Origin of the sequence: Streptomyces sp. SID14436, from assembly GCF_010548465.1 — a bacterium.
Taxonomy (GTDB): Bacteria; Actinomycetota; Actinomycetes; order Streptomycetales; family Streptomycetaceae; genus Streptomyces.
This window is the reverse complement of sequence record NZ_JAAGMD010000194.1, coordinates 1-11,791: the sequence shown is the minus strand read 5'-3', so window position 1 is coordinate 11,791 and position 11,791 is coordinate 1. Positions and strand designations below refer to the sequence as shown.

At 74.9% G+C, this 11,791-nt stretch carries 14 protein-coding genes and 1 pseudogene; 10 read left to right on the top strand and 5 right to left on the bottom strand.

The features are described 5' to 3' along the window. Positions 1-216 precede the first annotated feature (216 nt). The 9 genes from G3I53_RS07080 (at position 217) to G3I53_RS07040 (ending at position 8,964) form a co-directional block, all read left to right on the top strand. Entirely contained in the window at positions 217-1,224 is a 1,008-nt protein-coding gene (locus G3I53_RS07080; protein ID WP_343239661.1) for a CopD family protein, read from the top strand. Between the two features lie 233 nt (positions 1,225-1,457). Continuing rightward, positions 1,458-2,438 carry a DEDDh family exonuclease gene (locus tag G3I53_RS07075; protein ID WP_164333549.1) on the top strand — a complete coding sequence of 327 codons (981 nt, stop codon included), beginning with the start codon at positions 1,458-1,460 and terminating at the stop codon, positions 2,436-2,438. Between the two features lie 112 nt (positions 2,439-2,550). After that, positions 2,551-2,784 (top strand): hypothetical protein, encoded by a 234-nt coding sequence (locus G3I53_RS07070; RefSeq protein ID WP_142196184.1) that lies wholly within the window; start codon positions 2,551-2,553, stop codon positions 2,782-2,784. Between the two features lie 49 nt (positions 2,785-2,833). Further along, positions 2,834-3,634, top strand: coding sequence for an SURF1 family protein (locus G3I53_RS07065; protein WP_205076610.1), 801 nt, complete (start codon positions 2,834-2,836; stop codon positions 3,632-3,634). A 219-nt stretch (positions 3,635-3,853) separates the two neighbouring features. Further along, positions 3,854-5,416: a sodium:solute symporter gene (locus G3I53_RS07060; protein ID WP_164438134.1), complete on the top strand. Its 1,563-nt coding sequence runs from the start codon at positions 3,854-3,856 to the stop codon at positions 5,414-5,416. Then, positions 5,413-6,027: a sigma-70 family RNA polymerase sigma factor gene (locus G3I53_RS07055; protein WP_164338458.1), complete on the top strand. Its 615-nt coding sequence runs from the start codon at positions 5,413-5,415 to the stop codon at positions 6,025-6,027. Before G3I53_RS07060 ends, G3I53_RS07055 begins: the two co-directional genes overlap by 4 nt. Further along, complete coding sequence (locus G3I53_RS07050) at positions 6,024-6,386, top strand: hypothetical protein (protein WP_203592640.1); 363 nt, start codon at positions 6,024-6,026, stop codon at positions 6,384-6,386. Before G3I53_RS07055 ends, G3I53_RS07050 begins: the two co-directional genes overlap by 4 nt. A gap of 33 nt (positions 6,387-6,419) precedes the next feature. Then, the gene (locus G3I53_RS07045) at positions 6,420-8,204 is read left to right on the top strand and encodes a glycoside hydrolase family 15 protein (RefSeq protein ID WP_164438133.1); all 1,785 of its coding nucleotides are present in this window, start codon (positions 6,420-6,422) and stop codon (positions 8,202-8,204) included. 4 nt (positions 8,205-8,208) lie between these two features. Beyond that, the gene (locus G3I53_RS07040; protein ID WP_164438132.1) at positions 8,209-8,964 is read left to right on the top strand and encodes an SDR family oxidoreductase; all 756 of its coding nucleotides are present in this window, start codon (positions 8,209-8,211) and stop codon (positions 8,962-8,964) included. A 78-nt stretch (positions 8,965-9,042) separates the two neighbouring features. Here G3I53_RS07040 and amaP read toward each other — a convergent pair whose 3' ends face one another. The 5 genes from amaP to G3I53_RS07015 form a co-directional block, all read right to left on the bottom strand. Further along, on the bottom strand, positions 9,043-9,630 hold the full coding sequence (gene amaP, locus G3I53_RS07035) for an alkaline shock response membrane anchor protein AmaP (RefSeq protein ID WP_164438131.1): 588 nt from the start codon (positions 9,628-9,630) through the stop codon (positions 9,043-9,045). Next, positions 9,627-10,157 (bottom strand): DUF6286 domain-containing protein, encoded by a 531-nt coding sequence (locus G3I53_RS07030; protein WP_164438135.1) that lies wholly within the window; start codon positions 10,155-10,157, stop codon positions 9,627-9,629. Before G3I53_RS07030 ends, amaP begins: the two co-directional genes overlap by 4 nt. Before the next feature lie 92 nt (positions 10,158-10,249). Then, a complete protein-coding gene (locus G3I53_RS07025) occupies positions 10,250-10,633 on the bottom strand; it encodes a hypothetical protein (RefSeq protein ID WP_164334555.1) in 384 nt (127 codons plus the stop codon). Then, positions 10,630-10,815: a hypothetical protein gene (locus tag G3I53_RS07020; RefSeq protein WP_164334556.1), complete on the bottom strand. Its 186-nt coding sequence runs from the start codon at positions 10,813-10,815 to the stop codon at positions 10,630-10,632. Before G3I53_RS07020 ends, G3I53_RS07025 begins: the two co-directional genes overlap by 4 nt. A gap of 147 nt (positions 10,816-10,962) precedes the next feature. Further along, complete coding sequence (locus G3I53_RS07015; RefSeq protein ID WP_164334557.1) at positions 10,963-11,460, bottom strand: Asp23/Gls24 family envelope stress response protein; 498 nt, start codon at positions 11,458-11,460, stop codon at positions 10,963-10,965. Between the two features lie 86 nt (positions 11,461-11,546). Here G3I53_RS07015 and G3I53_RS07010 point away from each other — a divergent pair. Beyond that, a pseudogene (locus G3I53_RS07010) lies at positions 11,547-11,791 on the top strand (nucleopolyhedrovirus P10 family protein); the annotation flags it as partial.

Here is an 11,791-nt window from a genome sequence, read left to right as displayed (position 1 = left end):
GCGGGCGCGCCGGGCGGTGACCGTGCCGGGCCGTCGCACGCGCGGGTGCTCCCCCGCCGCCCCGGCCGGGACGGCGGGGCACGAGCGTCGTGCCGCGACGGCGTTCGGAGGTTCGCACCGGAAAGCGCCCGGAAAACATGCATCACACACGGAATGTCGCGACCCACTTCCGCCCCGGGCTTGCCCGGCTCTGTGTGTGCTTGTGAAGATCCTGGGGTGACTCTGACAAATCCCAGGTCCGGGACGACCGGTGCGCACAGGGGCGCGCGGCGTTCCGGCATCGGCCCGGCCGTCGCCGTCCTCGTGCTGGTGACGGTGGGCGCGCTCATACCCCTGCTCGGCCCGGCGCCCGCGCTGGACGGCACGGGGGAGGACCCCGCACCCGGCACAGGAGGCATAGCCCTGTTGCGGACGGTGCTGTTCGCGGCGCTGGCCGTACCCGTCGGCGAGCTGTTCGTGCGGCGGCTGGTCCGCTCCGTGCCCGGCGCTCCCCCGCTGCTGCCCCGCAGTTGGTCCACCGTGGCCAACTCCGTGGGCTTCGCGGCCGCCCTGGCCCTGGCCTCCGTCGTGGCCACCGGCAACCTCGTGCCGAGCGGCCTCGCCGACATCGACGTCGGCGGCCTCTACTCCACCCGGGACGGCAAGCTGGCCCTCCTGGAGGTCAACGGCTTCCTGGCCGCCGCCCTGTGCGCCGCCTCGGCCCGGCCCGGCACCCAGGTGTGGCCGCTGGCCGCCGTCGTCGTCGCGGAGGCGCTGCGCGCGCACCCCACCACCGAGTACTCGCCCCTGCTCGGTTCCGGCCTGACGCTGGTGCACCTGACGTGTGCCTCGATGTGGGTGGGCGGCCTGGTGTACACCCTGCGCACGATCGCGCGGTGGCGGATCTCCGAGGCGGGCAGCGCCCTGCTGGGGCTCTACGCGCGCGTGGCCGCCGTGCTGCTGGCCGCGCTGACCGCGACCGGCATCGGCAGTTCGCTGCGCCGCATGCCGCCGGAGACCATCATGGAGCAGCTCACCGGGACCGCCTACGGCCGGGTCCTGCTCGCCAAGGTGCTGCTGATGGCGGGGGTCGCGGCCCTCGCCCTGTGGGCGCGGATCCGGCTGGCCCGGGCGGCCGATCCGCTGTCCGCCTGCTCCCCCGCGCGGGCGGAGGTCTTCGTCCTGGGGCTGGTGGTGGCAGTGTCGGGGCTGCTGACCGCCCTCCCGGTGCCGATCCGCTGGTGACGGCGCGGCCCACCGGCCCGCCGCAACACGGGACCTGACACGTCGTCGGGCCGGGGGCCCTGTCTCCGCCCCCGGCCCGGCACACCGCCCTGGCCGCCCGGCCCGTCGGCCGCGCGACGCCCCGGCACCCACACAAAGGGCTCCTCGCGGACATTCCCGGCATCCCAACGCCCGCGTGCCGCACGGCACCTGACGGACCGCACTGTCGGCCGGGCCCCGTATCCTCAGTGACCATGCTCGAAGACCTGACGACCGCTGCCTCCTTCCCCGGCGTGTGGCCGGCGGCGTATCCCCAGGGGTACGCGGTCGTTGACGTGGAGACGACGGGGCTGGCGCGGGACGACCGCATCATCTCGGCGGCCGTGTACCGGCTGGACGCGCGCGGCGAGGTCGAGGACCACTGGTACACGGTGGTCAACCCGGAGCGGGATCCCGGCCCGGTGTGGATCCACGGCCTGACGAGCGAGGCGCTCGAGGGCGCGCCGCTGTTCGGCGACATCGCCGCGGAGTTCTCGGAGCGGCTCCGGGGCCGGGTCATGGTGGCGCACAACGCGGTGTTCGACTGGCAGATGATCGCCCGGGAGTACGCCCGCGCGCGCGTCGAGGCCCCGGTGCGGCAGCGGCTGTGCACCATCGCCCTCGCCAAGGAGCTGCGGCTGCCGCTGCCCAACCACAAGCTGGAGTCGCTCGCCGCGCACTTCGGTGTCGTGCAGCAGCGGGCGCACCACGCGCTGGACGACGCGCGGGTGCTGGCGGAGGCGTTCCGGCCCAGCCTGCGGGCCGCGGCGGCGGGGAACGTGCGGCTGCCGCTGCACGAGTGCCGGCCGCTGACGGAGTGGACGGACCGGCCGCGGATCGGACCGCAGGGCGGCTACGGCGGCCGTCCGGGCACCTGGCGGCCCTCCCGCAAGCGGCCCGCGTGCCCGTACCCCAACCCGGGACGGTACGAACCTGGCAAACCGCTCAAGCAGGGCATGCGGGTCGCCTTTTCCGGTGACACCTCCGTCGAGCGGGACCTGCTGGAGGACCGGGCGACCGAGGCCGGCCTGCATGTCGCCACCAGCCTGTCGAGGCTGACCAGCCTGCTGGTCACCAACGACCCCGAGTCCGGGACGTCGAAGGTGGTCAAGGCCCGCCAGTTCGGCACGCCGGTGGTGGACGAGGCCGCGTTCGGACAGCTGCTCGGCCACGTCGAACCCGCCTCGGAGGACTGAGCCGGGCCGGTCCGCGCCCGGCCGTCCGCGCGACCGTACGGACGGGTGATTGCCGGGCGACGCGCCTGCCGCCCGCTCGCCCCGCGCGGAGCGACGGCTCACCCTGTGGCGCATGGCGACATGCGAAGTATGCGGCAACAGTTACGGAATGACCTTCGAGGTGCACGCCCAGGGGGCCGTGCACGTGTTCGACTGCTTCTCCTGTGCGATCCACCGCATGGCCCCGATCTGCGAGCACTGCCGGGTGCAGATCATCGGCCAGGGCGTGGAGGCCGACGGCCACTGGTACTGCGGTGCCCACTGCGCCCGCGCGGAGGGAAAGGCGGGCATCGTCGACCGGGTATGACGCCGTACCCGCCTCCGTGCACCCCGCGACCGAGTTGTACGGTCGTGGGGTGTACCGCTTCCTGTTGTCCCGCCAGTGGGTGACCATCACCCTGGTCGCCCTGCTGCTCATCCCCACGATGATCCGGCTGGGCTTCTGGCAGATGGACCGCTACGAGGAACGGTCCGCCCGCAACCGGCTCGTCGCCGAGGCGCTGGACGCGGAGCCCGTACCGGTGCAGCGGCTCGCCTCCCCGGGACACGCCGTCACCCGCGAGGAGCGGTACCGCACGGTGACCGCCACCGGCCGGTTCGACACGGACCGGGAGGTCGTCGTCCGCCGCCGCACGAACTCCGACGACGAGGTCGGCTACCACGTGCTGACCCCGTTCGTCCTCCAGGACGGCAGGATCCTGCTGGTCAACCGGGGCTGGATCCCCTCGGACGGACCGAGCCAGACCACCTTCCCGGACATCCCCCCGCCGCCCTCCGGCGAGGTCACGATCACCGGCCGGCTGATGCCCGACGAGACGACCGAGGCCAGCGGCATCAAGAACCTCGAAGGTCTGCCCGACCGGCAGATCATGCTGATCAACAGCGAGCTGGAGGCCCGGCGTCTGAAGGCCGAGGTGCTCGGCGGCCACGTGGTGCAGACCGCGCCGGAGCCGAGCGGCGGCAGCCCCCGCATGATCGGCAGCCCGGGCGAGGAGAACACGGCGCTGAACTACGCCTACGCCCTCCAGTGGTGGCTGTTCGCCGCGGCCGTGCCGGTCGGCTGGGCCGTGCTGGTGCGCCGTGAGACGCGGGAGCGGGCCGCCCGGGAGGCAGCCGGGCCCGCGGACGCCGAGGAATCGGAACCGGCCACCGTCTGAGCGGTGCCCCCGCCGGCCCCTCCCCCCGCCCGGGAGCCGCCCGGGACAGCCGTGACCTGCGCCCCTCTCCCGGCCGCCCGTCGCGTGTGCGAGAGTTTGCGGGCTCGGGGACGCGGCCCGCGCCGCGCCCGGGACGGACGGCCGTCCGGTTCCTGTCCTCCACCACGGCCGTCGGCGCAACTCTCCAGCGGGTACAGGGCACACCAAGGACGGTGACGCATGGCCGACGGCGCCATGACCACGACGTTCCTCGCCGTGATCGGCGGGGCGTCGCTGCTCGCCGTCACGGCGCGCCGGCTCCGGCCGAGCGACCGGCTGCCCTCGCTGGAGGGCTGGGCGCTGGCCGACCGCAGCCTCGGGGCCGGCTGGACCTGGCTGCTGCTCGGCGGCACCGTCTACACGGCGTACACCTTCACCGCCGTCCCGGGGCTGGCGTACGGCAACGGCGCGCCGGCGTTCTTCGCGGTGCCGTACACCGTGATCGTCTGCCCGCTGGCCTTCGTGCTGCTGAGCCGCCTGTGGAGCGTGGCCCGGCGGCACGGATACGTCACCGCTGCCGACTTCGTGCGCGGCCGGTACGGGTCGCCGCCCCTGGCGCTGGTGGTGGCGCTGACCGGGATCCTCGCGACGATGCCGTACCTGGCGCTGCAACTGCTCGGGATCCGGGCGGTGCTCGCCGCGGGCGGCCTGTACCCGCACGGCGCGACCGGCGACCTGGTGATGGTGGCGGTCTTCGCCGGCCTGGCGGTGGCGACCTACCGGCACGGGCTGCGGGCGCCCACCGTCATCGCGGCCCTGAAGGCGGTCGCGGTGTTCGTCTCGCTCACCGCCGTGTGCTGGCTGGTGCTGCGCCGCTTCGGCGGGCCCGGTGCCGTCTTCGACGGGGCGGCCCGCGCGCTCGGCGGCACGGACACGGCCCACTCCCCGCTGCTGCTGACCCCCGAGCAGCAGCCCGCCTACGCCACCCTCGCCCTCGGCTCCGCGCTGGCCCTGCTGATGTACCCGCACGTCCTCACCGCCGGTTTCGCCGCCGACGGGCCACGCACCCTGCGCAAGGTGTCGGCGGGGCTGCCGGCCTGGACCGCGCTGCTGGCCCTGTTCGGCTTCCTGGGCATCGCGGCCCTCGCGGCCGGGGTGCGCGCGCCCGAGGGCGGCGCGGAGGCGGCCGTGCCGATGCTCGTCGACCGGCTCATGCCGGGCCCGCTGGCCGGGCTGGTGTTCGGCGCGATCGTGGTCGGCGCGCTGGTCCCGGCGGCCGTCATGTCGATCGCGGCGGCGACCAGCTTCGTGCGGAACGTGTACGTGGAGTACGTGCATCCGACGGCCACCCCGAAACGCCAGGTGCGCATCGCCAAGGCGGTGTCCCTCACCGCGAAGCTGGGTGCCGTGGCGTTCGTGTTCGGGCTGCGCGACCAGGACGCCATCAACCTGCAGCTGCTCGGCGGGGTGTGGATCCTCCAGGTCTTCCCCGCGGTGGCGGTCGGCCTGTACACGCGGTGGCTGCACCCGCGGGCGCTGCTCGCCGGCTGGGCCGCCGGCATGGTCACCGGGACGTGGCTGGTGGTGCGCGAGGGGTTCTCCTCGATCGTGCCGCTCGGCCCCGGCGGCGGACCGCTGGAGATCTACGCGGGGGTCGCCGCCCTCGTGCTCAACCTGACCGTCGCGGTGGCCTGCACCGCGGCGCTGCACCGCCTCGGCGTCCCGCGCGGCGCGGACGCCACCGACCTGCCGTCCCGCCTGATGGTCAGGCGGCGCCCGGAGACGGGAGCGAACAACCCGTGAGACGCCGACAGCAGTCCCCGAGCACTCTGCCGCCCGCCCCGGCGGTGCCCGCCCCGGCACCACCCCCGGCGGCGGTCCGCGCCGAACCGCTCACCCCGCCCGTCACCGGCCCGGCCGACCTCGAACGGGAGGCCGGGGTCGCCCGCCTCTTCGAGGCCCACTACTCCTCCATGCTGCGGCTGGCCGTGCTGCTCGGCGCCGACGACCCGGAGAACGTGGTGGCCGAGGCGTACTACCAGATCTACCGCAAGTGGCGGCGGCTGAAGGACGTGGGAGCGGCCGAGGCGTATCTGCGCTCCACCGTCTGCAATCTGACCCGGATGCGGATACGGCACCTCCAGGTCGTGCGCCGCGTCGTGCCGCAGGCCCCGCCGGACGACACCGTGGCGTCCGCCGAGAACACCGCGCTGCTGCGGGACGACCAGCGGGTGCTGATCGACGCGCTCCAGCAGCTGCCGGCCCGGCAGCGCGAGGCCCTGGTGCTGCGGCACTGGCTCGGGCTGAAGGAGCGCGAGATCGCCGCCGCGATGGGCATCACGCGCGGCTCCGTCAAGACGCACACCTCGCGCGGCATCGCCGCGCTGACCCAGGCGATGGAGGCCCGGCGATGACGCAGCGAGACGCGACTCCGTCGCCCGGCACCGGTGCGGACCGCACGCACCACGACCGGGCCGTGCCCCGCCCGCCGGGCGCCGACCGCACCGAACAGGACCTGCGCGACGCCCTCCAGGCGCTCGCCGGGGGCGTGCTGCCCGACCCGGACGCCTACCGCACGGCACGCGGCACCTGGCTGCGCCGGGAACGCCGCCGGCGGCTCGTCCTCACGGTGCTCGTCGCCGTCGTCTTCGCGCTGGCCGTGCTGATCGGGCTGTGGGTGCTCAACCAGGCCCCCGCCGACCCCGGCGTCATCTTCTCCGGCAACGGTTCCCCGTCCGCCGACGGCCCGTCACTCCCCCGGCTCCACCCCTGATTGCGGCCCGGGGAGGCCGGGAACCCGCACCTCGTGACCCGTATCGAGGACTACGCGCTCATCGGCGACGAACAGACCGCTGCCCTGGTGGGCACGGACGGCTCCGTCGACTGGCTCTGCCTGCCCCGCTTCGACTCCGCGGCCTGCTTCGCCCGGCTCCTCGGCGACGAGGACAACGGGCACTGGCGCATCGCCCCCGTGGGCGCGGAGCGCTGCACGCGGCGCGCCTACCGGCCGGACACCCTGGTCCTGGACACCGAGTGGGACACCGGCGAGGGCACCGTCCGGGTCACCGACCTGATGCCGCAGCGCCACCGGGCACCCGACCTGGTGCGCATCGTGCAGGGCGTCCGCGGTGAGGTGACCGTGCGCAGCACGCTCCGGCTGCGCTTCGACTACGGCTCGGTGGTGCCGTGGGTGCGCCGGGCCGACGGGCACCGGGTGGCGGTCGCCGGGCCCGACTCGGTGTGGCTGCGCAGCGATCCGGAGGTGCGCACCTGGGGCGAGGACATGGGCACCGTCTCGGAGTTCACGGTCAGGGAGGGCGAGCGGGTCGCGTTCGTGCTGACCTGGCACCCCTCCCACGAGCCGCGCCCGCCGCTCGTCGACCCGTACACCTCGCTGCGGCACAGTGTCGCGGACTGGCAGGCGTGGGCGGCGCGCTGCCGCTACGACGGCCCGCACCGGGACATGGTGGTCCGGTCGCTGATCACCCTGAAGGCGCTGACCTACGCCCCCACCGGCGGCATCGTCGCCGCGGCCACCACCTCGCTGCCGGAGGACCCGGGCGGGGTGCGCAACTGGGACTACAGGTTCTGCTGGCTGCGGGACTCCACCCTGACCCTGAACGTGCTGCTGGCGGCCGGGTACCAGGAGGAGGCGGAGGCGTGGCGGAACTGGCTGCTGCGCGCGGTCGCCGGAGACCCCGCCGATCTGCAGATCATGTACGGCCTGGCGGGCGAGCGGCGGCTGCCGGAGTTCGAACTGCCGTGGCTGTCCGGTTTCGGCGGCGCCGCACCGGTCCGGGTCGGCAACGACGCCGTCAACCAGCTCCAGCTGGACGTGTACGGCGAGGTCATGGACTCCCTTGACCTGGCCCGCCGTTCGGGCCTGTCGCCGCAGCCGGACGTGTGGGCCCTGCAGACGGTGCTGATGGAGTTCCTGCGCACGGTGTGGCAGCAGCCGGACGAGGGACTGTGGGAAGTGCGCGGCGGGCGGCGCCACTTCGTGCACTCGAAGGTCATGGTGTGGGTGGCCGCCGACCGGGCGGTGCGCGCCCTGGAGGACGACCCGCGGCTCGACGGCGACCTCGACGGCTGGCGCGAGCTGCGCGACCAGGTGCACCGGGAGGTGTGCGAGAAGGGCTTCGACAATGAGCGGAACACCTTCACCCAGTCCTACGGCTCGCGCGAGCTCGACGCGGCCCTGCTGCTCATCCCGCGGGTGGGTTTCCTGCCGCCCGACGACCCGCGGGTGCTCGGCACCATCGAGGCGATCCGCGCGGACCTCGGGCGGGACGGGCTGCTGCGCCGGTACACGCCGGCGGCGACGACCGCGGTCGACGGGCTGCCCGGCGACGAGGCCACCTTCCTGGTGTGCTCGTTCTGGCTCGCGGACGCCCTGCACATGACCGGCAGGACGCGCGAGGCCCGGGAGCTGTTCGAGCGGCTGCTGGGGCTCGCCAACGACGTGGGCCTGCTGTCGGAGGAGTACGACACGGTGGGCGAACGGCAGCTCGGCAACGTCCCGCAGGCGTTCAGTCACATCGGTCTGGTGAACACCGCCCTCGCCCTGTTCGGCGGCGAGGAGGCAGGATAGGTCCATGGATCTTGGACTGAAGGACCGGGTGTACGTCGTCACCGGGGCGACCCGCGGGCTGGGCCACGCCACCGCGCGCGAGCTGGTCGCCGACGGCGCGAAGGTGGTCGTCACGGGGCGGGAGGACAAGAGCGTCGCCGAGGCCGCCGCGGCGCTGGGCCCGAACGCGGTCGGGGTGGCCGTCGACAACGCAGACCCGCAGGCTCCGGCCCGGCTGGTCGCGACCGCGCGTGAGCGGTTCCACCGCCTGGACGGCATCCTCGTCAGCGTGGGCGGGCCGCCGCCCGGGTTCGTCGCGGACACCACCGACGAGCAGTGGCGGGCGGCCTTCGAGTCGGTGTTCCTGGGCGCCGTGCGGCTGGCCCGCGCGGCCGCGGCGGAACTCGGCGAGGGCGGCGTCATCGGCTTCGTGCTGTCCGGTTCGGTGCACGAGCCGATCCCGGGGCTGACCATCTCCAACGGGCTGCGTCCCGGGCTCGCCGGCTTCGCCAAGTCCCTCGCGGACGAGCTGGGCCCGCGCGGCATCCGCGTGGTGGGCCTGCTGCCCGGCCGGATCGACACCGACCGGGTCCGGGAGCTGGACGCCCTGTCGGCCGACCCGGAGACCACCCGCAGGGCCGCCGAGTCCCGCATCCCCCTGCGCCGCTACGGCACCCCGGAGGAGTTCGGCCGCACGGCGGCGTTCCTGCTGTCGCCCGCGGCGTCCTACCTCTCGGGCGTGATGCTGCCGGTGGACGGCGGGGTACGGCACGGGTTCTGACCCGGGGGCCGGACCGGCGGGGGGACCAGCGGGGACGGACCGGCGGGGACGGACCGGCGGGGACGGACCGGCGGGGAGTCAGCTCACCCGCTCCGCGCCGTGCTTGACCGCGCGCAGGCGCACCTCGCAGGGGAGCGCCTGCAGGCCCGCCGACTCGCGGGCGTGGGTGAGCGCGCCGGCGGTCAGGGCGTCCAGGGCGGTGCCGGGGTCGACGTCGGGTTCCAGGAGGAGCCGGACCCGGGCGGCCGGCGCGTCCCGCCGCCCGGTGAGCCGGGCCCGCGCCTGGTGGACGCCCTCCAGCAGGCCCGCCTCCTCGACCAGCGCGTCCTCCAGGGCGCGTCCGCGCACCGTGGCGCCCTCGCCGTCGCCGGTGTCGAGGAACACCTCGGCCGGACGCCGCCGGCGCAGCGTCGCGACCAGCCACCACAGGGCCAGCAGCACCAGCACCGCGAGCACCGCGATGACGACGGGCCACCACCAGCCCTCCGAGCGCCACCGGGTGCGTTCGGCCTGGTCCAGCAGCACGTCGTGCCGTCCGTCGTGAAGCCACCAGGACGGCGCCGGCGCGCCCAGGCCGATCGCCAGGACCGACCCGCCGAGCGCGAGCAGGACCAGGCCGACGACGCCCAGCAGCACGCGGTTGACGACTCCGGGCACGGACCTCACCCCTTCCGTCCGGGCCGGCGCACCCGCAGGGACAGCCCGAGCGGCCGGGCCAGGCCCAGCCCCCGCACCGCCTCGCCCAGCACCATTTCCAGGTCGCCGCGCACGTCGTCCAGTTCGCGGAAGTGCGACACCACGCGGACGTCGGCCCGGCGCCGGGTGGTGCGGACCCGCACCGACTGCACACCGGCCACCTCCATCGCACGGTCCCGCAGCACCATCGCCGCCGCGTCCCGGTGCAGCGCGGCCCGCACGTCGGGGTGGGTGCGCCGCATGGGGAGCAGGGCACGCAGGCCGGGGGTGAGCGCGAGGAGGAGCAGCCACAGTCCGAGCGCGGCGGCGGCACCGGCGCCGACCAGCACCCAGATGTCGTCCAGGGGGCGTTCGGCGAGCTGCCGGGCCAGTTCCCGGCGCCAGGCCATGGCGGGCCGGCCGGCGCGGACGGCGGCCACGTCGTAGAGGAAGGCGCCCGCCACCACCAGGAGGGCGAGGGCCAGCAGGGCCGCGGGAACACGGCGCGCGGACCACAGACGCCGGTGCCCGCCGGGTGCCTCCTCGGTCCCGGGACCGGGTCCGGGGCGTCCGGTGGTCTGCGCGTCCGTCCCGGTGTCCGGGGGCCCGCTCACCGCGTCCTCCCCCGGGCCGCGCCGAGGGCCGCCGCCAGGTGCAGCCGCTCCACCTGCACGACGACCTCGGTGACGTGCAGGTCGACCAGATCGGTCACCCGCTCGGTCACCCTGCGGCGCACCCGCGCACAGCGGTCGCCGAGGTCGCCCGGGTAGTCGAGCTCGACGTGCACCCGGAAGCGGGCGGTGTCGTGGTGGACGACGACCGTCGCGTGCGGGGCAGCAGCGTCCGGCGGCAGCGGTTCCACCGCCTCGCGCGCCGCCCGGGAGGCGATCTTGGCGATCACCCGGTCGGCGATCCGGGTCGCACCGCGCTCGCCCGGCGTCACGACGGCCGGGCCGCGGCCGAGTTCACCGGCCACCGTGTTCACCGGCGTCACCGCCGCCGTTCGTCACGGGGACGGAAGAGGTCACCGAGTTCCAGGTCTCCCTGGAGGAACCGCCCGACGACGAACCCCACGGCGCCCAGGGCCGCCACCAGCAGAAATGCCCCGAACCCGCCGAAGTATCCGGCGAAGCCCAGTGCCATGCCGGCGATCATGCCGACCACGGCCATGTTCATGGTGCGCTCCTCAGCTCCTCAGCCGTACGTCACCGCTCGTCCCCGTGGGCGCGCCGCCGTGGCCGCGCGCCCGTGTCCCGCCGCGCCGCCGTCGGTCCGCGGCGCCGTCCGTCGTGCGTCTGCCTGTCCGTCTGCCCGGCCGGCGGCTCACTGAAGCCGGGACTCCGGCTCCTCGTCGTCCTCCTCGTCGGGCAGTTTCACATCGCTGACCGCGATGTTGACCTCGACGACCTCCAGGCCCGTCATCCGCTCCACCGCCGCGATGACGTTCTCCCGCACGGCCCGGGCGACGTCCTTGATGGACACCCCGTAGTCGACGACGATCTCCAGGTCCAGCGCGGTCTGCACCTCGCCGACCTCGGCCTTCACCCCCCGGGCCACCGACTTGGTCCCGCCGGGCACCCGGTCGCGGACGGCGCCGAAGGTGCGGGAGAGTCCGCTGCCCATGGCGTGCACGCCGAGGACGTCCCGGGCGGCCATGCCCGCGATCTTCTCGACCACGCCGTCGGCGATGGTGGTCCGGCCCCGGCCGGCCGGGTCGCCGCCGCCGCGCCGGGTGGCCTGCCCCTTGCGCGGGGAGGTCTCGTTCGACGTCTTCTCCAGCTCGGCGGCCCTCGTGGAGCCGCCCTCGGTCATGTCGGTCATGCCGCGCGTCCTTCCGGTCGTGGTCCTCATGACCACGGTATGCGCGGTTGCGTGATCGCGCGCCAGGGATACGGCAGGCTGGAGGAATGACGGCGGATCGGTGGACGCGAGCGGTGCGGGAACAGGTGGGGCTGGGACGGTTCCTCCCCCTGGGCGGGCCCCGGGACGGGGCATGGATCGCCGAGCGGGCCGCGGCGTCGGTCCTGCGGTCGGCGGCACGGGCGGTGGAGGGTGTGCGGCTGGACGCCCTGCGGATCGGGCTCGCCGCGCCGGAGGAGGCGGGCGAGCCGGTGGTGCCCGCGCCGGCGAGCGCCCTGCCGCCGGGGGCGCT